The 24,823-nt window shown below is 44.2% G+C and carries 16 protein-coding genes and 2 pseudogenes; 14 read left to right on the top strand and 4 right to left on the bottom strand.

All coding sequences use genetic code 11. The features are described 5' to 3' along the window. Together HY064_12510 and HY064_12515 are read left to right on the top strand one after the other, a co-directional pair. Window positions 1–3,179 (top strand): gliding motility-associated C-terminal domain-containing protein (locus HY064_12510; protein ID MBI3511478.1); only part of this gene is annotated, 3,179 nt, incomplete at its 5' end. A gap of 82 nt (window positions 3,180–3,261) precedes the next feature. Continuing rightward, the gene (locus HY064_12515; protein ID MBI3511479.1) at window positions 3,262–4,272 is read left to right on the top strand and encodes a PorP/SprF family type IX secretion system membrane protein; all 1,011 of its coding nucleotides are present in this window, start codon (window positions 3,262–3,264) and stop codon (window positions 4,270–4,272) included. A 49-nt stretch (window positions 4,273–4,321) separates the two neighbouring features. Here the strand turns inward: HY064_12515 and HY064_12520 are convergent, their stop codons facing one another. After that, window positions 4,322–4,849 carry a C40 family peptidase gene (locus HY064_12520; protein MBI3511480.1) on the bottom strand — a complete coding sequence of 176 codons (528 nt, stop codon included), beginning with the start codon at window positions 4,847–4,849 and terminating at the stop codon, window positions 4,322–4,324. A gap of 179 nt (window positions 4,850–5,028) precedes the next feature. Here HY064_12520 and HY064_12525 point away from each other — a divergent pair, with 179 nt between their 5' ends. The 11 genes and pseudogenes from HY064_12525 to HY064_12575 all read left to right on the top strand — a co-directional run bounded on the left by HY064_12525 (window position 5,029) and on the right by HY064_12575 (window position 20,360). Further along, on the top strand, window positions 5,029–5,556 hold the full coding sequence (locus HY064_12525; protein MBI3511481.1) for a YfiR family protein: 528 nt from the start codon (window positions 5,029–5,031) through the stop codon (window positions 5,554–5,556). A 73-nt stretch (window positions 5,557–5,629) separates the two neighbouring features. Beyond that, entirely contained in the window at window positions 5,630–6,505 is an 876-nt protein-coding gene (locus HY064_12530; GenBank protein MBI3511482.1) for a hypothetical protein, read from the top strand. Between the two features lie 26 nt (window positions 6,506–6,531). Continuing rightward, complete coding sequence (locus HY064_12535) at window positions 6,532–8,319, top strand: SpoIIE family protein phosphatase (protein ID MBI3511483.1); 1,788 nt, start codon at window positions 6,532–6,534, stop codon at window positions 8,317–8,319. Window positions 8,320–8,405: 86 nt separating this feature from the next. Beyond that, the gene (locus HY064_12540; GenBank protein MBI3511484.1) at window positions 8,406–10,976 is read left to right on the top strand and encodes a gliding motility-associated C-terminal domain-containing protein; all 2,571 of its coding nucleotides are present in this window, start codon (window positions 8,406–8,408) and stop codon (window positions 10,974–10,976) included. Window positions 10,977–11,369: 393 nt separating this feature from the next. Beyond that, window positions 11,370–12,203, top strand: a pseudogene (locus HY064_12545) (collagen-like protein). 39 nt (window positions 12,204–12,242) lie between these two features. Further along, a pseudogene (locus tag HY064_12550) lies at window positions 12,243–12,722 on the top strand (hypothetical protein). Window positions 12,723–12,962: 240 nt separating this feature from the next. Further along, window positions 12,963–15,062 carry a tail fiber domain-containing protein gene (locus HY064_12555; GenBank protein ID MBI3511485.1) on the top strand — a complete coding sequence of 700 codons (2,100 nt, stop codon included), beginning with the start codon at window positions 12,963–12,965 and terminating at the stop codon, window positions 15,060–15,062. A gap of 29 nt (window positions 15,063–15,091) precedes the next feature. Beyond that, window positions 15,092–15,841 carry a gliding motility-associated C-terminal domain-containing protein gene (locus tag HY064_12560; GenBank protein ID MBI3511486.1) on the top strand — a complete coding sequence of 250 codons (750 nt, stop codon included), beginning with the start codon at window positions 15,092–15,094 and terminating at the stop codon, window positions 15,839–15,841. 13 nt (window positions 15,842–15,854) lie between these two features. Continuing rightward, window positions 15,855–16,784 (top strand): type IX secretion system membrane protein PorP/SprF, encoded by a 930-nt coding sequence (locus HY064_12565; protein ID MBI3511487.1) that lies wholly within the window; start codon window positions 15,855–15,857, stop codon window positions 16,782–16,784. 24 nt (window positions 16,785–16,808) lie between these two features. Beyond that, the gene (locus HY064_12570) at window positions 16,809–19,511 is read left to right on the top strand and encodes an OmpA family protein (GenBank protein MBI3511488.1); all 2,703 of its coding nucleotides are present in this window, start codon (window positions 16,809–16,811) and stop codon (window positions 19,509–19,511) included. Between the two features lie 162 nt (window positions 19,512–19,673). Next, entirely contained in the window at window positions 19,674–20,360 is a 687-nt protein-coding gene (locus tag HY064_12575; protein MBI3511489.1) for a DUF4159 domain-containing protein, read from the top strand. A gap of 190 nt (window positions 20,361–20,550) precedes the next feature. On the opposite strand, the gene HY064_12580 is transcribed toward HY064_12575, so the two are convergent. From HY064_12580 to HY064_12590, 3 genes are all read right to left on the bottom strand, one after another. Then, a complete protein-coding gene (locus HY064_12580) occupies window positions 20,551–20,868 on the bottom strand; it encodes a hypothetical protein (protein MBI3511490.1) in 318 nt (105 codons plus the stop codon). 328 nt (window positions 20,869–21,196) lie between these two features. After that, complete coding sequence (locus tag HY064_12585; GenBank protein MBI3511491.1) at window positions 21,197–21,664, bottom strand: hypothetical protein; 468 nt, start codon at window positions 21,662–21,664, stop codon at window positions 21,197–21,199. Window positions 21,665–21,682: 18 nt separating this feature from the next. After that, window positions 21,683–22,537 (bottom strand): hypothetical protein, encoded by an 855-nt coding sequence (locus tag HY064_12590; protein ID MBI3511492.1) that lies wholly within the window; start codon window positions 22,535–22,537, stop codon window positions 21,683–21,685. A gap of 162 nt (window positions 22,538–22,699) precedes the next feature. On the opposite strand from HY064_12590, the gene HY064_12595 reads away from it, so the two are divergent. Further along, window positions 22,700–24,820 (top strand): peptidylprolyl isomerase, encoded by a 2,121-nt coding sequence (locus tag HY064_12595; protein ID MBI3511493.1) that lies wholly within the window; start codon window positions 22,700–22,702, stop codon window positions 24,818–24,820. Window positions 24,821–24,823 lie beyond the last annotated feature (3 nt).

Consider the following 24,823-nt stretch of genomic DNA (forward strand, 5'->3'; position numbering starts at 1 on the left):
CAAGCCCTACTATTTGTTCCGGAAGTTCAACAACACTCACAGGTTCTGGTGCATCAACGTACACATGGAATCCCGGTGCATTGAGTGGAACTACAGTTACAGTAACACCGGCTTCAACTACTACTTACACGGTTACCGGAACCAGCGCAGCAGGATGTACATCAACAGCGCAGGTAACTGTAACAGTAAATCCAACACCGACAGTAACTGCAACTGCAGGGAGTCCTACTATTTGTGCAGGAAGCTCTACTACGCTCACCGGCGCAGGCGCATCTACGTACACATGGAATCCCGGAGCGCTGAGCGGAACTACTGTTACAGTAACTCCTGCTTCAACTACAACTTATACAGTTACCGGAACAAGCGCAGCAGGATGTACTTCGACTGCGCAAATAACTATAACAGTAAATCCAACACCAACAGTTACAGCAACTGCGGCAAGCCCAACTATTTGTTCGGGAAATTCAACAACACTCACCGGCGCAGGCGCATCCACCTACGCGTGGAATCCCGGTGCATTGAGTGGAACTACAGTTACAGTTACTCCGGTTTCAACGACTACTTACACAGTGACAGGAACAGCTTTGAATGGATGCACTTCCACCGCGCAGGTAACTGTAACTGTTAATCCGACACCAACAGTAACTGCAACTGCATCCAATCCTGCAATTTGCGCCGGAAGTTCCACCACTTTAAACGGAGCGGGTGCATTTTCTTACTCATGGAATCCCGGGGCATTAGTGGGAACTTCGGTTTCTGTTTCTCCTGCTTCCACAACAACATACACAGTCACCGGAACTTCAGCAGCAGGTTGTTCATCAACTGCTCAGGTAACTATAACAGTAAATCCAACACCAACAGTTACGGCAACTTCAGCAAGTTCTTCAATTTGTATTGGAAGTTCAACTACACTCACAGGCGCTGGGGCGAGCACGTACGCATGGAATCCTGGCGCATTGAGCGGAACTACTGTAACTGTTTCTCCTGTTTCAACAACTACTTATACAGTAACGGGAACGGATGCACTTGGATGCACCAACACCGCCCAGGTAACTATTACTGTTAATCCATTACCGGTACCTACAGCATCTTCTTCTCCATCTACTATTTGTTCCGGACAATCGGTTTCGCTTTCATCTTCAGGTGGAATAACTTATACTTGGAATGGAGGTGGACTTTCAAATGCCAATGGGTCTTCTCAAACAGATTCCCCTTCTGGGAACACAACATATACTGTGGCGGTAACTGATGCTAATGGTTGTTCTGCCAATGCACAGGTTTCTGTTGTGGTCAATGCTCTTCCGAATGCAAATGCCGGATTGGATCAAACTGTTTGTGTGGGAACGACTGTTTCATTGAATGCGAATGGAGGAACAACTTATTTATGGAACGGGGGAGCACTGGTGAATGCAAATGGTGCATCACAAACTGTGAATCCTAATTCGACAACGAATTATACTGTTACAGTAACGGATGCAAACGGTTGTTCGAATAACGACACTGTTGCGGTGAATGTGAATCCGCTTCCCAATGTAAATGCCGGGCCTGATGTTTCTATATGCCCGAATTCTTCTATTCAATTGAATGCTTCAGGCGCTTCAAATTATTCATGGTCGCCCTCTGCCGGACTAAGTTCAAATAGCATTTCGAATCCAGTTGCATCTCCAACAGTTACTACAACTTACGGTGTTACGGGAACTGATGTTAATGGCTGTGTGAATATTGATTCGTTGACTGTTTCCATTGGTTCAAATCTTTCTGTTTTTGCTGGGGCAGATGTAACGATTTGTTCCGGTGATACAGTTCAATTGAGCACTGGTGGCGGATCAATTTATTCATGGACTCCCGCTGCAACTTTAACTTCTCCTTCAACAGCCACGACCGGAGCTTTCCCGTCTTCCACAACTACTTATGTTGTGAATGTAACGGATGCGAATAATTGTTCAGGAAGTGATTCAGTGACTGTTTTCGTGAACGGACCTGTTGGATTAGCGGTTACCGGTTCAACCACAATTTGTATTGGACAATCGGCCACATTAACGGCCACTCCATCGAATGGAATGGGATCATACACCTATACTTGGAGTAATGGACTTGTTGGTCCGGGGCCACAGGTAGTTTCACCAAATACTTCAACTACTTATTCTGTTTCTGTCACAGATTCTATCGGGTGTTCTTCACCAACACAAACTATTACAGTGAATGTAAATCCTCCGCTTTCCCTTGCGAATATTGCTTCCTCTTCGGTATGTACAGGAAGTTCTGCTACACTTACAGCAACAGCAACCGGGGGAGATGGTAATTTTAATTATAACTGGATGCCGGGAGCGATGACTTTCAATCCTGTTACAGTTTCGCCGAATGTGACCACAACCTATACAGTGGTTGTTACTGATGGATGCGGAACTCCTCCAGATACTACCACCGTTACAGTGAATGTGAATCCGGCGCCAACAGTTACTTCTTCGAGTACGCCGGAGAATTGTGGTGGTTCCGATGGAACTGCAAATGTAAACGCGAATGGAGGCACACCTGGTTATACCTACCTCTGGAGCAATTCCGGTACAAATTCTTCCATAAATAATCTCCCTGCAGGAACTTATTCGGTGACGGTGACAGATGCGAATGGTTGTACTGCGAATACAACGGTTGTTGTTACTTCTGCAGGTTCTGCCGTCGCAAACGCCGGCGTTGCAGTTACAATTATTTTCGGTGACAGTACTCAACTTACCGCCACGGGTTCGTTAGGAACTTACAGTTGGTCGCCGCCAACAGGATTGAGTTGTACTGCTTGTCTGAACCCGATCGCTTCACCTACAGTTACGACCACTTATACATTAACTGTAACTGATACTTCAGGTTGTACTGCAACGGATACTGTTACCGTTTCGGTCGATATGAATTGCGGTGATGTTTATCTTCCGAATGCATTCTCACCGAATGGGGATAATGAGAACGATATTTATTTTGTTCGCGGGAATTGTATCAAGATGATGCAGTTCGAGATCTATAATCGCTGGGGTGAAAAGGTTTTTTCATCTGATGACGTAACAAAAGGATGGGATGGAACCTGGAGAGGTGAAAAGTGTGAGGCAGCTGTTTTCTCTTATTTTCTCCGGGCTACAATGATTGACGGAACACAGATAGAAAAACAGGGAAATATTTCTCTTGTAAAATAATTATAAAAGAAAAGAAAAAATGTTCGAATTGATAAAAAATAAATCAATAGCAATAAAAATTGTGCCTGCCTCAATTTTTATTATGGGGTCGTTATCCCTGGGCGCACAGGACATTCATTTTTCTCAAATGACCGAGTCCTCTTTATTGATGAATCCGGCGGAAGCGGCGCTTGGTCATGATGTGATGGCGATCATTAATTATAAGGATCAGTGGCGGAGCGTATCAGCTTTATCTGCATACAAAACATTCAACGTAAGTGCGGATATGGCTGTGCTGAAAAAAGATAACGGAAGCCGGCTGGGAGCAGGACTAAATGTATTTTCGGATTGCGCCGGTGATGCAGGAATGACATCTAACATTGGTAATCTTCATTTGTCAGGCGTACTCGCAGCCAATGCTAACAATCTTTTTTCTGCAGGGATCTATGGTGGATTTGGTCAGCGTACATTGAAGTACGATCAGTTGAATTGGGATAATCAGTATGACGGTATGCATTACAATTCTGCTCTTTCATCCGGTGAACCATCAACAGCATTTGCGAATCATAATTATTTTGACATTGGCGCAGGCGTTGCCTGGTTCTATAGCAGAGATCATGCAACACTCAGTTCAAATGATCAGCGTTCATTCAACATCGGATTTTCGGTGCACCATCTCAATCAGCCCTCCTATAGTTTCTATGGCGATAATTCGAAACGTTTGCCAATGCAAATTGTCGCACACGGAGTAGGAGAGATCGGCCTTAAGAATTATAACATGGTCCTTGAACCTGCATACCTGTTCATGATGCAGGCCGGTCACCGCGAGATAAACGCCGGCATGATGATCAGGTTTCTCCTGCAGGATGCATCAAAATACACTGGAAGAAAAAAACCTTCTGCATTTGCAGTCGGTGGATATTATCGTTTTGGAGATGCTATCGTAATCAGTACGCGCTATGAATTTTCTGATTTTGCTATCGGTATGAGTTACGATGTGAATATGTCGGATCTGAAAGCGGCTTCCCGTGCGAAAGGTGGATTTGAAATTTCACTGAGATACATGACTCCGAATCCTTTTGAAAAAACAAACACTTCAAAATTGTTTGACTAAATAAAAAGATGTGTCGTTGAAAAGATCATTTGTACCCGGTGATCTTTTTTTATTTCAATCGTCCGCCGCGGAAAAAATATTTTGTGTAATACGCTTCATCAAGAGAATTGATGATCACACCATGATGAGAACTCGCATGTACAAAATGCCTGTTTTGAAGATAAACTCCAACGTGCGAAACTGTTTTTGAATTGATCTTGAAAAAGATCAGGTCGCCCTCCTTCAGATTTTTTTCCGAAACTTTTTCGCAGGCATCATTGAGAGAGGCGGCGGAACCGGAAATAGTTTTTTTATAGACATTCGAATACAGGTTGCAAACGAAACCGGAACAATCCACACCACTTTTTGTTTTTCCTCCGTAAACATACGGCGTCCCATACCAGTCATCAATGAATTTGTAAAGCGCGATATTGGCGATCTCTTTTTCATTCACACCCAATATTCCTGCATATTTTTTGCGGATCACATCATCATTATTCGCAGCAGATTTTGCCGCATGTTTCTCCCCGCTGCAATCCACAAAAAATATTGCAAGTACACAACACAGGATGAAGAATATTCCTCTCCGCTTTTTCATACAGCTAATTTATCCTTGTCAAAAGTCGAACCAGTGGAGTGTACTATCATTTTTTCATGCCCAAAATGTTGATAACCAGCCCTGCTATCAGAGTGTATAGAATTATTAACTTTGTTGGATTGGGCTATTTCATCGAAAAACGGGAAATGGATTGGCCTGAGGTTTGCCTTGATCACGTTATGAAACGAATACTGGTTTTCTTTTTATTTCTTTCGGTCCCTTTCGTCTTCGGTTTTCAAACGGTGACGGCCGGTGATACCAACGCACGCATCAAGGCGGTATTCATTTACAATTTCACACGATACATTGAATGGCCCACTGATTACAAAACCGGAAATTTTGTGATCAACATGTATGGAAGTAATGCGGCAATGCTGGCCGAGCTGAATAACATGGCAAAAACAAAAACTGTTGGGGCGCAGAAGATCGAAATAAAAAATACCACAACATTAGACGGAATAGGAAGGCAACAAATACTGTACATCACTTCAGATGTTACCGCAAATCTTTCCGACATCATTGCTAAACTCAAAGGAAAAAGTACACTTATCGTAACCGAAAAAGCCGGTAGTGCAAAGCAGGGATCAGCCATAAATTTTGTGGTAGTTGATAACCGGCAGAAATTTGAATTGAATCCAACTAATGCAGAAAAATATAATCTTAAAGTAAGTTCATCACTCGTGGCCCTGGCCATACCGGTTGAATAGTTAACTAAAAATGTCCGCCCGGTGCGGACGCGAAAAGAACATGAAAAAGTTCGGACGCTTAAGAATACTGATAATGCTCGGAGCACTCCCGTTGCTCAGCGGCATTACGGATCTGCGCGCACAAACGGACATGTACTACAATTCTGCCCTGACGTTTCTCCAGTCGGGCCAGGTAGACAGTGCGCGCAAATGTGTCGATATGCTCCTAGAGCAGCCCGGTGCTAAAACGGATCCCGATAACTGGTATCTATACGGAGTGGTGTACAAGGAGATGTACAAACATTTCGAGGCAAGCGACGTGCAGTCGAATTACCGCAACATTTCATTCGATGCTTTCAAAAAATCATTACAGCTCGATACGGTTTCTGCACGCATGAAAATTACCCGCGACAATGTCCGCTTTCTCGCTGGTAAATATTACAATGACGCCGTGATTACGCTTGATACGGTAAGGTTTACTACTTCTATCAATTGTTATAATTCTTATCGCGAAGCAGCGCTGATCGCAGATCCGGGAACCGACATGAAGAAAAAGGATATTGAATTTGATCTCGCCCTCGCGTCTACTTATGGAACGATTTACAATAACAACAAAAAGAAGAACGTGAAATTCTTTGATCTCACGCGCGACACGTACATGAAAGTACTTGAATTAGATCCGGATAATTACACGGCGAATTATAATCTTGGATTGCTTTACTGGAACAAAGGAGTCGATCTCATGTACGATATTGATTACGATGCTAATCTCGATTCGGTTTTCAAAGTAGAAGATCATTCCGTGGATCTTTTCAAACAATCACTTCCATTCGCAGAAAAAGCCTATGAAATTGAACCGAAGAGAGAAGAAACACTGATCGTTCTTTCAGGAATTTATTACAGCCTGAATGAATTTGAGAAATCGAAACTCTACCAGCAGACGCTCGACGATCTGCGTAAACAACATTGATAAAAACCGATACCCGACCTGCATTTATGAAATTTCGTTTTTCGATAGGCCGCAAAATCCTCCTTGGTTTCGGTGTGCTCATTTTTCTCGTCCTTATCGCATTCCTTCTTACGCTCATTACTATTTTCCGCAGCCGCGAGATCAATGATAAGATCGCCAAAACCTACACGCCTTCCATTATTGCATTGCAGGAAATGAAACTGCTCATCACGAATTCAGAATTATTAGTCACCAACTGGATCAATGTTCCCGGTAGCAGCGAGGATAAACCTAAACTGAAATTACTCATCACTGACGATTATAGCGAGAAGCGCAGCAACATCACAAAACTTTACAGTGGGTGGACACCTGACAATAAAAAAAATGCAGATTCCATTTTCATTTATTGCGATCAATTGTGGCTCATGGTGAGAAATGTGATGGATGATCTTTCCTCAGTGCCGCGATACAATGATCCTTCATTCTTCTTGCCGAATCAATCGATGGTGCTTGATAATGACGGAGCCATTCGTGTTCGCATCAAGATCATCAAAGGAAAACTAGACGGACTTATCAAATCACAATATGCAGCTGCAGATGACAAGCGGCAGGAAATGCTGGAATCTTTCCAGACACTTCAATTGGTGGTGATCGTGTTGCTCATCATTTTACCATTGGGCGGATTATTCATCGCTTTACTTACTGCACGCACGATCACAAAACCCGTGCATTACCTCAAAGGAATTCTTCATTCCATGGCACGCGGAATTCTTCCCGCCGATAAGATCAGGAACAGGAATGATGAGATCGGAGAAATGTCGGTTGCGCTGAACAGTCTGGTCGATTCCATGAAACTCACAACGGAATTTGCGAACGAAGTGGGTTCCGGCAATTTCGAATCGTACTATCGACCGCTTTCCGAAGAAGATGCATTGGGAAAAGCATTGCTGAAAATGAGATCGGATCTGCGCGAGAACGAGCGCGTACTCGAAGCAAAAGTTGTAGAGCGGACGGAAGAAGTGGTCAGGCAAAAAGAAGAAATTGAAATTCAGAATCAGAAACTCGAGATACTTTACAAACATATCACAGACAGTATCCGTTATGCGAAAAGATTGCAGGATGCCATTCTTCCTCCTCCGGTGGTTGTGAATCGGCTTCTTCCTGATTCGTTTATTTTATTCAAACCGAAAGATATTGTCAGCGGTGATTTTTATTGGATGTATGAAAAAGGAAATAGGATCTATGTAGCGGCAGTTGACTGTACCGGCCACGGTGTTCCGGGTGCATTCATGAGTATCGTCGGAAATAATATGCTCAACCAGATCGTGAAAGAGCATGCTGATCTCAATGCGGGACAACTCCTCGATGAAATGAATCTTCTTGCAGGAAAAACTATAAACCAGAGTTCTGAAGAAGGTGCTGTGCGCGATGGAATGGATATGACGCTTTGCATTTACGAGCCGAAAAAACGTTTCATACAAATGGCTGGTGCGAATAATTCATTGTACCTGTATCGCAATAGTGCACTAATGGAATATCGTGCCGATAAAATGCCTATCGGGTATCTCGAAGGAAATTCCAGGAAGTTTACCAATCAGTCCATTCAACTCGAAAAAGGAGATACGGTCTATTTGTTTTCAGATGGCTATGCCGATCAGTTCGGCGGACCTAAAGGAAAAAAATTCATGGTGGGCCAGTTCCGGAATTTTCTTACGCAGATCCATAATTTACCGATGTCCGATCAGCTTTACACGCTCGATTCTACCATCGAGCACTGGAGAGGAAACCTGGAGCAGGTGGATGATATTCTTGTCATCGGTTTCAGAGTGAATTAATCGTTGGTAAACCGGCACCCTGCCGTTGGTTTTATTCTCCCTTTTTTTGTAATTTGCGAGGTCGGTCAAAATCCGCGCATTGGCAAATGCAGCGAACGCTACAAACTATTTTCGTTTTCTTTTTTTTCATCTTTTGTTACGCAGAAGTGAGAGGAAATAATGTTCAGCCCGTTAACGATAGTGTCAATAACGCTCGCGATCTTGGAACACTTTCTCCTCCGGGATTATGCCCGAATAATCCCGATGGTAATTGCGATTCTATATTGGGAACTACCAATGGTGCGACTTTCAATCCGCAACATTTCACGGTGATGCATTGTTTTCCGGCTCCTTCGCCCGATGTGTGGTATCGTTTTCGCGCAACAGGTTCGTACGTTTATGTGGAAGTGGATGGCCTGGCAGGATTCAATAATTTTTTTGTGAAGATTCATTTCAGTGAAGGAAGCCCGATCAGTTTGTTACCTCAGCAATGTGTTACTTCATCTGGCAATACGATCATCACTTCTTTTCCAACGCCTACCGTGAATGGAGAATATTTTCTCGAGATAGGTGGCGACACACCGACGAATACCGGCGATTTTAAATTAAAATATAAAGCATTCAATGACTGTTCAGGCTGCGTGAAAAAAGCGGAAGTAAATTTTTACCCGCCACCTGTTTTCGGAATGTATAATCCCGGCGATACAGTTCGTATGTGTGTGAAGGTTGATAAATGGGAATCACTCACAACTTCTTACCTGCATTCCATCGTACCGGAATTTGGTCCGGATTGGGATTTGGCAACACTTACGCCTGTTCAAATTCCTGTTACTGCAGGAACACAAGGGCAGTGGCATTGGTTCACAAATATTAATACACCTGCAGGAAATGCAGATGGATTTTTCTTCGATCGTAATAATGATGGTAATCCATCGAATAATGCCGGTGATAACGGGAATATTTTATCGACGTGGACCGGATGCTGGAAAGTGAGAGTTGTTGCTCCGTGCAATTCATCCGATCTTGGAGTTCAGATTCATCTCTACAGCGACGATGAAACCGGGAATGGAAATCCGATCTCCATTTGTTGGCCGTATGATGTTCTCGAAGTGAATACTGCTTCTTCCTGTTGCATTGCGCCAAATACACAGATCACAACTAACGGAGTTTGCAATTCGGCAACTTCAACAGTAACGGTTACTCCATCCATCATAAATATTTCTGATACTTTTCAGTATTCTTTACTTAATGCAATGAACCAGGTTCTGCAACAATCCGGATCAATTACAGGCAGCTATTCATTTTCCGGACTCACGCAGGGACAATATTTTATTAATTCAATTGACGTTACTAATTCGAATTGTGCTTCTTATATTTCTATTGTTATAGCTCCACCGATAATTACAAATACATTTCAGAGTGCAACAGGATGCGGATCTGGAACCGGAGCTGCACAAGTGAATATTTTAAATCCAGGTGCTCCGCCTTACACTTATAACTGGATAGGAGTTCCTGCTGTTAATCAATTAGATTCTCTTGCATTTAATCTTCCGGACGGATGGGCTTTTGTCCAGGTCACCGATACAACCGGATGCAGTGTAATGGATTCCGTTTTCATCACTTCAGAATCTTATCCCGATGCAAGTTTCACTTATGGAGGAACTCCCTACTGTGTGAATACAGATACGATTCATGTTAGTGCAGGGCCAGCTTCTCCTTCCGGTGTATTCTCATTGTTGTCTCCAACCGGTGCGGGAATTATAGTTAATCCGAACAACGGAGATATATTTCTGAATAATACAACATTCGGAACTCCATTTTATGTTTATGTTATTTATGCCATAAACAGCGTTTGCTCAACTTACGCAATGGATTCAGTATTGATAGTTGCTGTTCCTCCCGCGCCTACTGCTGTTAGTCCGGGAATTCAATCTATTTGCACAGGAGATCCTGTTCCTTCAATTGTTGTTTCAACTCCTTTAAATCTTTTTCCTGTCGGTTACGACAATCAAACGGCACTTTATTGGTCCGGAAATACTTACACACCACCATCTTCATCTCTGATTCCAGGAACTAATTTGTATGTAGTTGTTTCTACTTATTTCCCTGTTGCAAATTGTACAAGCAGTGCAACTATTTTTATTATCAATGTGAATTCTCCACCGGTAATTACAAGTTCTGCAGATACTACAGCTTGTCAATCGGATACAGTTTATCTTTCTGCATTGGGCTGTACGGGCTGTACGTGGAATTGGAATCCTACTCCGTCGTCCGGAAATTCAACTGCCCAGAGTACTTTTACTTCTGTGAATTCTACGACTACTTATACTGTTACTGCTACAGATTTGAACGGATGTTCAGGATCGGCTTTAACAACGATCAACGTGGATGCAACTTCTCTTTGCGAACTGAATATTTATTCCGGATTTACACCGAACGGTGATGGAATAAATGATACCTGGATAATTGATGGAGCTGATAAAGTGAATTGTAACGTAAGAATTTTTAATCGATGGGGAAATGAAGTTTGGTTTAATTCGCATTATGACAATACTCAAAATGTCTGGAAAGGACAGGACAAACAAGGTCACAACCTTCCGGATGGAACTTACTATTATATAATTTCCATCGGTGATCACACCTCTCACGGATGGGTAGAATTAAGTGGACAAAAATAATTGCACATGAAAAAAATTAGACTCGCTCATCTCGCAGTTTGCCTTTTATTACTGGCAACGTCTGAAATTTTTGCACAGACAGCTCCTCCGCAGGGAATAAATTACCAGGCTATAGCTCGTACAACTGCTGGAGCGGAGATGACCAATACCGCACTCACAATCCGAATAGGAATTTATTCGGATGCAGCGGCTACAACTCTGGTCTATGAAGAAACCCATAGTGTAACCACAAATGCTTTCGGACTTTTCAATCTGATCATGGGACAGGGAAGTCCAACTGCAGCCAGCCCGGCTCCCTTCAATGCTATCTCGTGGGCAACGAGTGCCTATTATCTGAAAGTCGAAGTGAATGATGGAAGTGGATTTGTAACAATGGGAAATGCGACTCAGCTTATGTCTGTTCCCTACGCATTATATGCCGGTGCATCTGCTGGAGGGCCAACGGGTCCTGTTGGCCCAACTGGGCCTGCCGGAATTCAGGGTCCTGCGGGACCAACTGGTGTACAAGGTTCAACCGGTCTCACTGGTTCGCAAGGGCCAAGCGGATCAGTTGGTTCAACCGGACCCATGGGCCCGGCTGGCGCCACTGGCCCAGCTGGCGATTCAATCACAAATATTATTGATAATGGAAATGGAACACTTACAATTTTTTATGGAAGTGGGAATAGTGTAACAACAGGAAACCTAACTGGGCCTGCCGGACCAACTGGTTTAACAGGACCATCAGGTTCAACAGGTCCAACCGGTGATGCCATCACAAGTATTATCGATAATGGAAATGGAACGCTGACGATATTTTACGGAAGTGGAAATACCATTACAACTGGCTCCTTATATGGCCCTACGGGACCAACTGGTGCTATGGGTGCCAATGGTCCAACTGGTGCTGTTGGCGCCACTGGTTCTACCGGTGCGGTCGGTCCAATGGGACCCACCGGTGCAGTTGGGGCAACTGGCGTTGCGGGTCCATCTGGTTCAACTGGACCAGCCGGGCCATCAGGTCCACAGGGTAACGTTGGTGCAACAGGTGCGGTTGGAGCAACCGGACCTGCTGGTGCCGCGGGGCCTACAGGCGCAGTTGGCGCTGCCGGACCTACTGGTGCAGCCGGTGCTGCGGGACCAACGGGTTCTGCAGGTGCCACAGGAGCAGTCGGTGCAACAGGTACTGCAGGCGCAGCGGGAGCCACTGGATCGACAGGAACTGTTGGTTCCACAGGCCCAACCGGCCCCGTTGGTGACAGATATGCTACCTCCTCAACAACAAGTATGACGATCAGTATCGCTGTTCATAATCTTACAGTCGGAACAGGGCTTGCATATTCTATTGGTCAAACCGTGATCATTGCTTTCGATGCTTCCAATCAAATGACTGGAACAGTTACCGCATACAATTCCGGAACAGGAGCAATGACGGTTAATGTAACAGCGGTTTTGGGAGCAGGAACGTATGCTTTGTGGTCTGTTAATCTTAATGGAGCACCAGGACCTGCAGGACCAGCGGGCCCTACCGGGCCTACGGGTGTAGCTGGACCAACAGGAGTAGCCGGACCAACAGGAGCGGCTGGAGCTGCAGGAGCTACAGGTCCCACAGGAGCAGCAGGAGCTGCTGGTGCAACTGGGGCAGCAGGAGCAACTGGTGCAGTGGGGTCAACCGGGGCGGCTGGTGCAACTGGAGCTGCTGGAGCAACTGGAGTTGCCGGAGCAACAGGCGCTGCCGGACCAACCGGAGCAACAGGCGCTACTGGTCCTTTAGTACCGGGTGTGTATGGACAAACTTTATATAATAACGGATCAGGTTGGGTGGCGACTAGCAACATATTCAATGATGTTACCGGAAGTAAAGTTGGAATTGGTACTTCTATTCCCGGTTATCCATTACACGTGTTGTCTTCTAACACAACCCAGCAAATTGTCGGCTGGTATGAAGGAACTAATTCTAGTTATTCTTCAATTTATTTAAACGGTTCTTCCAATACTTCAACTGTTATGTTCGGTTATAATCATGGAGGTGTTCTTTATGCTTATCATGGAATAAATAGTTCCAATGACTGGTTCCTTACTTTTCCGTCAAATGGATATATGCCTCTTTATGCAAAAAGTTCAAATGGATATGTTGGAATAAATAATTCAAATCCCCTTGCTAACCTTGATGTAACAGGTACTGCGAAAATTTCAAGCCTTGCCGGGCCAGGTGTTGTAATTGCTGATCCTGCAGGAAATCTCTCTGTTACTGCGGGTTCAGCTGCGACGGGAAGTGGGATTACCAATTACACAGCTCGATGGATCACGCCATCAACTCTCGGAACAGGTGCGCTCACTGACTGGGGAAGCAATGTTGGTATTGGAATAGGTGTTGCGTCCCCAAATTATACTTTGTCACTTCCGTCAAATGCATTTGTTGGCGTTAATCCCGCAACTGTTTTAGGAAATGGCGGAGATCTCACAATAAAAGGCGGCGATGCTTTCGGCCTCAATCAAGCTTCAGGAAGACTTTTCTTCCGGGCTGGTGCTTCAACTGGAGATGCTGGAGGAACCGGTGCGTCAGTAATAACATTTTATACTTCACCGGGTGGAGCTGCATCTTCTTCGGCGAATCCACTTGCATCGGTTATGAATATTACCGATGACGGGCGCGTTACAGTTTCAAGGAATTATGCGAGTACAACGACGTCACATTTCTGGGGCGAAACAAGCACAGAGACGTATGCCGTTAATGGTACAAATAATTCTACAACAGGTGGTGTTGGTGTTTATGGCGTTTCTAATGGCGGTGCTGGATCAACAACTTATGGAATTTATGGAAATGCAAGTGGTGGTGGAACTAACTGGGCAGGATATTTCGGCGCCGGTAATGTTTATATGCAGAATAATCTGGGTATTGGTCAATCTTCACCGTCTTCTCCTGTAGATATTTTCTCTTCAACTTCAAGTTTTCCCACTATCCACATGGATGCTCCTACTCCGGGAATCAAATTCGATGAAGCAGGTGTGTATAAAGGCTTCATTGAATCGACTGGTAACGACTTCTATTTTGAAAATACAACAGCAACAGGTAAAGTTCAGATCGGTACCAACTTTACTCCAAGGTTAACAATACTTGCGAGTGGTTATGTCGGTATCGGAAACATGCTACCAGGTTATAAGTTTGAAGTAGACGAGGGCACCGCACAATACACCTCTCTTCTTACAAATACTTTTTCTGGTAATTCTGATCATTATGGAGTTTATGGGAAATCAGTAAACAATCCTGGTTATGGTTATGGTGTTTATGGAGAGGGTGGATATATGGGAGTTTATGGTTTGGCTAGCTCAACTTCATATGTTGGAACTGGTTATGGAGTATTTGGAAGTGCAACGGGTACCGCTGGTACTGGATCAAGGTATGGTGTTTACGGAACTGCGTCAGGAGGTTCAACAAATTACGGCGTCTATTGTAACGGTAACGGAGGTTACACCGGAACATGGCTGAACGTTTCCGATGAAAAATTCAAAGAGAACATTCAACCGATGACCGGTGCGCTGAATAAAGTAATGTTGCTGAAACCGGTTACTTACACAATGAAGCGAGATGAATATAAATCAATGAATTTTTCTTCAGGTACACAAGTAGGACTCATTGCCCAGGATCTTGAAAAAGTTTTCCCTGAATTGGTTGCTCAAAGTTCAGCTCCCGGAGATATTGATCCTAATACCGGAAAACCAGCGATCATAGATTACAAAGGAGTTAATTATATAGGCCTTACTCCGATTCTCGTCGAAGCGATTCAGGAACAACAATTGATCATAGATTCGGTTAAAGCGGATAATGCTGCTATCAAAGCGCAGTTGAATTCAGGAAGTTCTTCTTCCGCTTCGTCCTGCAACGGAAATATTGTTACCGATAACAATGGTAGTGCTATAGTACAACTCCCTGCCGGATTCGAAAATGCCAATTCAGATTTCCGTTATCAGCTTACGATCGTCGGATCCGATTTCGCACAGGCGGTTGTCTACGAAAAGATCAGCAATAACAAATTCGTGATTCATACCGATAAACCCGGCATCGAAGTAAGCTGGCAAGTCAATGCAACACCGAAAACAAAATAATTACCCATTCCGAAAAACAGGATCCGAAAATGAAAATTAATTTTCAAAACGGAATTTTTATTCTGCTCATCGCTTTGATGTGCCGGCCTGCAGTTTTATCGGCACAGATCGGCTCGCTTTCTCCTGTGCTCGTCGGTTCCGCCGGAAGTTTTTATCAATCTTCTTCTATGTCACTTTCTTCTTCCACCGGCGAAGTCATCGTTCATACCGCATCGGCGCCTACAATTATTCTCACGCAGGGATTTCAACAGCCGGGCGCAAATTCTGCTCTCGCGCTTACGGCTACAATTGCTGTGACCAATGCGTGCACCAATGAAAATAACGGTGCGGCATTCATCACTGCTGCGGGCGGTACAGGACCTTATTCTTATGCATGGTCGGTGAATCCACTCGATTCAGGAACTACAACCGATAGCATTGCCCCGGGAAATTATTCTGTTACTATAACCGATGCAAGCGGCCTCACCTTTATTCAGCCATTTACTGTGGTGAGTTCCGGACTCGCTTGCGAGATCACTGTTTATTCCGGTGTTTCTGCCAATGGCGACGGGCACAATGATACATGGATCATCGATAATGTAGATGCTTTTCAGCCCAATGAAGTTTTCATTTACAGCAGGTGGGGTATCCTCGTCTGGAAAGGTGAGAATTATGACAATGCAAATGTGGTATGGAAAGGTAAAGACAGTTCGAATGATGATCTTCCCGACGGAACTTATTACTACGTGATCCGCATCGGGAGCGATGCGCTCAAAGGTTGGGTAGAACTTTCACATTGATAAAATTTTGCAAATGAAAAAATATTTTTACTTGCTGCTTTTTTCTTCCGGAATTTTTTCCGGCGCAAAAATATTTGCACAACAGGATCCGCAATTCAGCCAGTACATGTTCAACCCGCTCTCGGTGAATCCTGCTTATGCGGGAAGCCGTGGAATGCTGAACGGCGCAATCGTTTATCGCAACCAATGGACCGGATTTGACGGTGCACCCGTTACACAAGTGCTCGCCATTAATGCTCCTTCAAGAAAAGGTAAAGTGGGATTAGGAATTGAATTCGTCAATGATAAACTCGGACCGAAAAATACCACGGGTGCTTATCTCGATTATGCTTATCGCGTTCATCTGGGAAAAGGAAAACTTGCTTTCGGACTCGGCGCCGGATTACTCGATTATAAAGTGAACTGGGCAAAAGTGGAATACAAAGACCAGAGTGATCCGTATGCCGGAATTGGTACTACCAATATCACTCATCCCGATTTTAAATTCGGAATGTATTTCAATAATAAGAATTTTTATTGCGGACTTTCTTTCACACACATCAATCGCGAAGCTTACACGGTGGTAAAAGACAGTCTCACTTTTTCTTCCGTTACTTCGCTTCACAAATTTTTCACGATTGGCCGCGCGTTCAGGATCAATGATAATCTTCTTTTCAGTCCCTCACTGGTTATTCGCAGCGTAGGAGGAATTCACGAGGGAAGTGCCGACATCAATCTCAATTTCAGATTCAAAGAAATTTTCTGGGCAGGATTATCGGTTCGAACGGAACAAAGTCTTGTTTTCATTTTCCAGTACAATATCACCAATCATATTAAACTCGGTTATTCGTATGATATGACCATGAGTAAACTGCGGACCTACCAGTCCGGCACGCATGAGATCGTTCTTGGTTTCGATCTCAATCTCTTCCAGTCCCAGGTCATGTCGCCTCGTTTCTTTTAAAAAAATCTATTCCGAAAAAAAATTATGTTCAGTAAATTCATAAAATTAATTCTCATCATAACCCTTACAGGCGTGATCCCGCTCTCCGCACAGATCAATCGCGGTGAAAATTATTATTCTACCGGGGAGTTCGCACGTGCTATTCCTTTTTTTGAACGCGGGCTGAAGAAAAAATCAGATGCAGATGCGATGGAGCATCTTGCGAATTGTTACCGCATCACAAAAAATTATCAGAAAGCAGAAGAGTGGTATGCAAAAACAGTTGCGGCTAATCCCAATTGCAACCCGGTTGTGTTTTATTACTACTCGCTTATGCTGCGAAACAACGGGAAAACCGACGAAGCTAAAACTCAACTTCAGGTTTTCATTGGCAAAGATCCCAATGATCCCAACGCGCAGGCGCAGGTAAAGGCACTCGACAACATGCAGGTGTGGCTCAGCCAATCGCCGATCTATGCCGTTCACAATGTTGCTTCACTCAATTCCGAAACGTCAGATATTTCACCTGCTATTTTCAAAGACGGATTACTTTTTGCTTCCGATCGCGGACAAACAGATGAACTCAACGGCGAGAACGAACCTTCTTCCGGCAGGGCCTATTACGCCATTTATTTTTCAAAAAAGAAAAACGACAATGACGATTCTGCAGTTTATGCAAAACCCGATAAACTTTCACGCACCATCAATAAAGATTTTCATAACGGGCCTGTTGCAGTAACGCCCGACGGAACTGAAATGGCTTTCAATCGGGTCGATCACAAAATTCTGATGAAGCAAAAACATTTTGTCAATCGCCCGAAAATTTTCTTCTCTACGCTCAAAGGAAATCATTGGTCAACACCCGAAGAATTTGAATACAACAGTGACGCTTATTCCTGCGCACATCCTTTTCTTTCCGCTGACGGAAAAACACTTTTCTTTTCTTCCGACATGCCGGGCGGCGCCGGCGGAATGGATATCTGGTTTTGCAAAAAGGACGGCGACCATTGGGGAAAACCGGAAAATGCAGGAACAGAGATCAACTCACCGGGCAATGAAGTTTTTCCTTCACTCCGGAAAGACGGAATGCTTTTTTTTAGCTCCGACGGAATTCCGGGCCTCGGCGGACTCGATATTTTTTCTGCGTCGTTCGAAAATGGGAAATGGACAAACGTTACTAATCAGGGTGCGCCGTTGAATGGAGCTACCGATGATTTCGGCGTCGTGTTCAATGAGGAAGGAAGCCGCGGATATTTTTCTTCCAATCGCCCCGGTGGTAAAGGTGATGATGATGTGTATAGTTTTAAAGTCACCAGCAAATTCATCAACATACGCGGACATCTTCTGTCAAGTAAAATTTCTACCGATCTTCTTCCCAATACAAAAGTGGATCTGCTCACTAAAGACGGGAAAGTAGTGAAGAGTACGACCACCGATGCGCACGGAAATTTTGTATTTGAAAATCTTAATGCCGATGGATCGTACCTCGTTCGCCTCGATGAAAATGATCCGGGAATAAATTCCAGACCGAAATATTATATGAGCGATGAGAATGGAAATCTCATTCGCGTTACAGTGCTCGATGAAGTGGGAGGAAAATTTACTTTCCAGAATCTTCCTTCCGATCCGAATCAACCACCGCAACTCATCGCAGATGATGAATACCTTACCATTGCCGGAAATTTACTCACTGATGGAGATCCTCCGCAGCCACTCGCAAATAAAAAAGTAGAATTGAAAGACGACCAGGGAAATGTGATGCAGACCACCACTACGAATGAATTCGGCGCATTTGCATTCACACACATTCCTCCTGATCAATCATACATCGTGATGATGGACACCACCGATGCAAAACTTTCTGCCAATTCGCGCATCATCATCACCAACAAAAGCGGAAAACAATTGATGTCCACCACTCCCGACTCACACGGAAAAGTGGAATTCAGAATTCTCAAGGAAGATCAGGCAACACTCACAGCCATGAGCGTGCAGGATGTGGACCTGCGGATGGACATGCGCGGTACGCTCGTAGGCGCGGATCAGAATTCAACACCGCTTACCAATACGGAGATCACGGTGCTCGACGATAAAGGACAGGTAGTTCAAACAGTGAAGACAGATGATCACGGAAAATTTAATTTCATTAATCTTCCTGCCGATAAGGCGTTCATTGTGCAGGTGCAAAATATAAGTGATCCCGGCCTCATCAGCTTCGGAAAAATTTATATCAAGAATGAAAATGGGATCGTGGTTAAAGTTTTAAAGATCGGAAGCGGTGGCCGTTTTGAATTCCGTATTCTCCCGCTCGACAAATCTTCGCTCGGAACCGTTTACGTGGATGATCCGTGGCTGCAGGTGCTCCAGATGAAATCCAAGGCCAACAAAGATTCGCTGCTCATCATCGAGAATATTTATTACAACTATAACGACTGGCATATTCTTCCCGCCGCGGAAATCACACTCGAGAAAGTGGCTACTGTTATGAAGCGCGATCCCGGAATTACTATTGAGATCAGTTCACACACCGACTCACGAGGATCGGATAAAGCAAATCTTGATCTTTCTCAAAAACGTGCGCAGGCCGTTGTCGATTATCTCGTGAAAAGCGGGATCGATAAAAAAAGACTCGTTGCTATCGGTTATGGTGAATCGAAATTGCTCAATCGTTGTAGTAACGGTATCGATTGCACCGAGGAAGAACATGCGAAGAACAGGAGAACAGAATTCAAGATCAATAAGAAATAGTTTTCAGTTGACTGTTTTCGATTTTCGGTTTGAATTTTTCTGGAGCCTGCCCGCCGAAGCGCATGTCCTTGCTGCTACAGACGGGCGCACCAGTTGTGCTATAAAACAACTCCTGTCCCCATCGGGGCTAATAATGGCGGTTCATCACATTAAATAAACAAAATGAGATTCAGAAATATATTATTTTTCATTTCAGCATTTATTCTACTCACTTCATTTTCAGGAACAACTTATTCCTGCAAACTCGGATTACTCAAATACAACGGTGGTGGGGACTGGTATGCCAATCTCGAAACTTCTCTTCCTAATCTCATCAAATTCTGCAATGATAATCTTCACACCAACATCGATCCGCAACAGGGAATTGTGGAAGTAGGAAGTCCCGAACTTTTCAATTATCCGTTCGTGCACATGACCGGCCACGGAAACGTAGTGTTCAATGCGCAGGAAACAGAAAACCTTAGGAATTATTTAATCGGAGGAGGATTTCTTCACATCTCGGATAATTATGGCCTCGACCAGTTCATTCGCCCGCAGATGAAAAAAGTTTTTCCCGAACTCGATTTTGTAGAGTTGCCTTTCAATCACCCCGTCTATCACCAGGCGTATGATTTTACCAATGGCCCTCCGAAAATTCACGAACACGACGGAAAGCCGGCACAGGGATTCGGCCTCATCTGGGAAGGACGTCTCGTTTGTTTTTACGATTACCAGTGCGACCTCGGCGATGGATGGGAGAGTCCTGAAGTGCATCACGATTCGCAGGAAATAAGAATGAAAGCACTCAAGATGGGCGCTAATCTCGTTCAGTTTGCACTCACCGGAGGCGAAACGAAATCTGCGAAGTGATTTTCTGATTTACATTTTTTATTTGAAATTTTCAGGAACGCAAGCTAGGGTACCCGGGCGCATCCGGGGTTAGTTGTGTTACAGCACTACTTCTGATTTCCGCCATCACTTTTATTTTTCCTCCATAGCCCTTACGGTGCAAAAAAAATTCCGGCTCACCGGAATTCAGATCACGAAAAATAGGGGAGAATTATTCCTGCTCGCAGATGTAAATGTAATCGTGCTGCGGATCGAAACTTTCGTCGTGAGCGAGTATCGCCTCTGCCAGCTGGCGAAGTGCGTAATTCCTTACGGGCCTTCCTTCATTCATTTCTTCGAGGCGCATAATGAACTGGAAAGGGATCCCGGTCCACACTTGCGCAAGCGGTTCAGAAATATCGGTGAATTTGAATTGCACCCACTTGTCGAATTCGGCATTCGGAAATCCGTGGCAACCGTTGTGCATTCTTTCTGCATTGATGGGGATCATTTTTACCCCGGTGTTCATTTCAAGAATAGCGTTCGACATATGGGAGCTTTTCGTTTGCGTCCAAAAGTAAACGCCTTTAAAAAGTGAACCCCGATAAGTGCTTCATAGTTTTAAACACGCACCTGTTTAAAACCCGGAAGAGTTTTAAACAATTGAGAGGAACTTTTTTTTTGAGCGAATTATGCGGAATTCATTTCTCCAATGAAAAACCGCTTATTCGCGAACAATTTCATCGCGATTTGCAATTGTTAATATCCCCGATACGGTGAATAAGTTCTTCCGTGGAAAGTTTTAAACAGCCACTAAGATAAAGCCATAAAAAAAGCCGCTCATTAAAAGCGGCTTTCATTGATTGTATTCCGGTTTCTTATTTATAACCGAGCATCATCACCATGCATTCACTTGGCGGCATAGAGTCGCTCACCGCCGGGAGAGAATAATCAACGAAGAATTTGAATTTTGCTCCTTCCGGCGTAAAGCTCTGGATCTTGTCGCCTGAACCAGTTTTCATGGAGAAAATTTCTTTGCGTCCTTTCACATCTTTGTCTTTATTATAAATGCTGATCGTTACCGCACGCGAAATGCCGGCCGTATTGAAAACGAATTTGTATTTCTCGCCCACAAAAACAGGGATCTCGATCTCTTTGAGCTGATCTTTCTTTTTGTAATAGAGCCGCGTCACTTTACCGGAATCATAAGTGTATGGATCCAGTTGTGCTTTTGCATCATCCTTCAGCGTTTTAGTATCGCACGTATCGGTCGTCTGGATGTATGCGCCTGTAAGCGCAACAAACATCACGAGTGCCGGGAATAAGAAAAGAGAATTGCGTTTCATAGTTTTAATATTTTGGGATTAACCGTTTATGATCTTGTTTCTGACATCTTCGATCTTTTTGATCACCGGGTCAATTTCATCTTTTGTCGGATGTACATCGCCGGGTGAGAGATCAGGATCTGCATTTATTTTTTTCATGGACGGCATGCTGTTGATCGCATCTTCCACACCCTGCAGATCGGCAAGTAAAGGTGTGATCGAAGGATTTTTCGGTTCGTATGTTTTCAATTCTTCAATGATATTTTTACATACAGCCATCTGTTCAAAAAGCGCATTCACCACATTATCATTTCCATCTTTTTCATAAACCTGCCCGCCAATGTGCATCGCTTCTATCCATGCACCTGAAAAAATAATTCCGTACATATCGCTTTGCTGATTCTGCTCCAGCTGCTCGTCTGTCTGATACTGGATTTCCGCGATCACAGAACCAAGCGAATCTTCATTGTCAAGATTTTTCTGAAAACGATCATACAGGTTTCCCTGTTCGAAAACCTTGCCAAGATTAATCTGTCCCGCGATCTCGCGGATCGTTTTAAGATATTTTGTTCCCTCGTTCGTTTGTTTGTTCATCACGGAATAAGCCATGTCTGAACTGTAAACTCCCATATTCTCAGCACGCACAAAAGTGGAAGAATATTTAGCGGCATTCGCATCGGAATTCGTCAGCCCGGGAAGATATTTCAAACCGGAACGTTTGAACATGGCAGCTACACGAAGAGGAGAAGGAAGATCGGAATTCGATTCCGGAATTTCAATTACACCCTTTACCGAATCTTTTTTCAGCGTATCCGTGCCGTTACCGGTAGGTTGGTCATTGCCGCAAGCCACTGCAAAAAAAACAGGGATCAGCGCAGCGAAATGTATTTTCATAAGGAAGTGTTTTTCGGGTTTAAATAATTGCGCCAAAGTTAGGAAATTGACTCAGACCACAGCGAAAAATCCTGTTTTACCTGCTCATTCCCGCTAATTAACAATAGCCAATCGCCCAAAATCATTACTTTTGCTTCCCTGTAAAAAATCACAGATCTCATTATGAAAAAGCTTATTTCCACACTCGTAATCTGCCTCCTTTCAATCCCGTTTTTATTTGCACAGGTGAAGACTGCCGCTAATCCGGCCGCGTCATTTGCCGCTGATGATCCCGTGCTGATGACCATTGGAACGGAGCGGGTGCACCTGTCCGAATTCATGTACGTGTACAAGAAAAATAACAAGGACCAGGCGAACGATACTGCAGCGCTCCGGAATTATCTCGACCTGTTCACGACTTTCAAAATGAAAGTTCTCGAAGCGCAGGAATTGAAACTCGATACTTCTACTGCTTTCAAAACAGAACTTGCCGGTTATCGCCGCCAGGTTGCACAACCTTATCTCACTGACAAAAAAGTGAACGATAGTCTGCTCATGGAAGCTTACAATCGTATGCAGGAAGATATACGCGCGAGCCACATACTCGTGCGCGTAGAAGAAACGGCACTACCGAAAGACACGGAGATCGCATACACGCGCGCGATCATTCTCCAGAATTTAGTTGCAGGAAAATGCAATGTAAAACAGATCAATGATTATGATGCGAAACTCCGCAGCCGTTTCAGCATAACAAAAGCTTCTCCCGCAGCCGACACGCTCAGGATTTTCAATCTTGTAAATCCTCTTCGACAGCTTGAAAAAAAATACAGGGGAAAGCCGGCGCCTTTTGATGAAGTGGCTTACATGGCGTCGCAGGACGAAACTGCAAAACAAAATCGTGGTGATCTCGGGTACTTCACAGCGTTCTCAATGGTTTATCCTTTCGAAACTATTGCATACAATACTCCGAAAGGAAAAGTAGGCGGGCCTGTGCGCACACGTTTCGGCTATCACCTGATTTATGTTACCGATCGCCGTCCTGCAATGGGAGAAATTCTTGTTGCACACATTATGATAAAAGCTCCTGAGGGAATGAAAGTGGAAGATTCTGTAAATGCAAAAGCAAAGATCGATGAGATTTATACGAAGGTGAAAGCAGGTGAAGATTTCGCAACACTTGCGAAACAATTTTCCGATGATAAAACTTCGGGCGTGAATGGTGGACAACTTCCCTGGTTCGGACTTTATAAAATGCCGCAAACATTTGAACACGCTGCATTCGCATTGCAGAATAACGGTGATGTGAGTGAACCGATCAAAACTGCGTGGGGCTGGCACATTATCAAAAGAATTGACAAACGCGGAATTCCTCCTTATGATCAGATGAAAAATGATATCCGCAACCGCGTGAGTAAAGATCAGCGCGCCATGCAGGGGCGTTCCGCACTGATTGCGCAGGTGAAGAAAGAAAATAATTTCACCGAATATCCATTGGCAAAAAATGATTTTTACAAAGTGGTGGACAGTACTTACTGGCAGGGAAAATGGACAGCCGACAAAGCGAAGAATCTCAACAAAGATCTTTTCATTCTCGGCACAACGCATTACACGCAGAAAGATTTTGCCGCGTATCTCGAATCGCACCAGGTGCGTAAATCGAAGGCCGATGTAAAAACGATGGTGGATGAAGCGTACAAACAATTCGTGGATGAAGCCTGCGTTGCCTACGAGGACAGCATGCTGGAAACGAAATACCAGGATTTCCGTTATCTCATGAATGAATACCGCGATGGAATATTGTTATTCGATCTCATGGATAAAAAAGTGTGGTCGAAAGCGGTGAAGGACACCGTTGGCCTCCGCCAGTATTATGAAGCGAATAAAACAAAATACATGTGGGATGAGCGTGCCGATGCAACTGTTTATTCCTGCAAAGACGCCAAGACAGCGAAACTGCTCCGCAAGATGCTGAAGAAAAAGAAAGATGAAAAAACAATTCTTGCGACGCTCAATAAAAATTCACAACTGAATGTGACCATCGAACATAAAGTGTGGAATAAAAAAGAGAACGATCTCGTGGATGCCAACTGGAAAGTGGGTACGGGAGCGAATGTGATGAAAGATGGCAGAGTGGTTTTCGTGGTGACCACGAAGATCATTCCGCCAGAACCGAAAACGCTCCAGGAAGCAAGAGGAGTGATCACGTCCGATTACCAGGCGCAACTGGAAAAAGAATGGGTGGATTCACTGAAGAAAAAATACACCGTGACCATCAATAAAGATGTGCTCAAAATGGTGAAATAATCC

Source organism: Bacteroidota bacterium, assembly GCA_016194975.1.
In the GTDB taxonomy this organism is placed as follows: domain Bacteria; phylum Bacteroidota; class Bacteroidia; order Palsa-965; family Palsa-965.

Coding starts and splice junctions, on each gene's coding strand:
- HY064_12515 (MBI3511479.1), top strand. CDS start 3,262: ATGGGGTCGTTATCCCTGGGCGCACAGGACATTCATTTTTCTCAAATG.
- HY064_12520 (MBI3511480.1), bottom strand. CDS start 4,849: ATGAAAAAGCGGAGAGGAATATTCTTCATCCTGTGTTGTGTACTTGCA.
- HY064_12525 (MBI3511481.1), top strand. CDS start 5,029: ATGAAACGAATACTGGTTTTCTTTTTATTTCTTTCGGTCCCTTTCGTC.
- HY064_12530 (MBI3511482.1), top strand. CDS start 5,630: ATGCTCGGAGCACTCCCGTTGCTCAGCGGCATTACGGATCTGCGCGCA.
- HY064_12535 (MBI3511483.1), top strand. CDS start 6,532: ATGAAATTTCGTTTTTCGATAGGCCGCAAAATCCTCCTTGGTTTCGGT.
- HY064_12540 (MBI3511484.1), top strand. CDS start 8,406: ATGCAGCGAACGCTACAAACTATTTTCGTTTTCTTTTTTTTCATCTTT.
- HY064_12555 (MBI3511485.1), top strand. CDS start 12,963: ATGTTCGGTTATAATCATGGAGGTGTTCTTTATGCTTATCATGGAATA.
- HY064_12560 (MBI3511486.1), top strand. CDS start 15,092: ATGAAAATTAATTTTCAAAACGGAATTTTTATTCTGCTCATCGCTTTG.
- HY064_12565 (MBI3511487.1), top strand. CDS start 15,855: ATGAAAAAATATTTTTACTTGCTGCTTTTTTCTTCCGGAATTTTTTCC.
- HY064_12570 (MBI3511488.1), top strand. CDS start 16,809: ATGTTCAGTAAATTCATAAAATTAATTCTCATCATAACCCTTACAGGC.
- HY064_12575 (MBI3511489.1), top strand. CDS start 19,674: ATGAGATTCAGAAATATATTATTTTTCATTTCAGCATTTATTCTACTC.
- HY064_12580 (MBI3511490.1), bottom strand. CDS start 20,868: ATGTCGAACGCTATTCTTGAAATGAACACCGGGGTAAAAATGATCCCC.
- HY064_12585 (MBI3511491.1), bottom strand. CDS start 21,664: ATGAAACGCAATTCTCTTTTCTTATTCCCGGCACTCGTGATGTTTGTT.
- HY064_12590 (MBI3511492.1), bottom strand. CDS start 22,537: ATGAAAATACATTTCGCTGCGCTGATCCCTGTTTTTTTTGCAGTGGCT.
- HY064_12595 (MBI3511493.1), top strand. CDS start 22,700: ATGAAAAAGCTTATTTCCACACTCGTAATCTGCCTCCTTTCAATCCCG.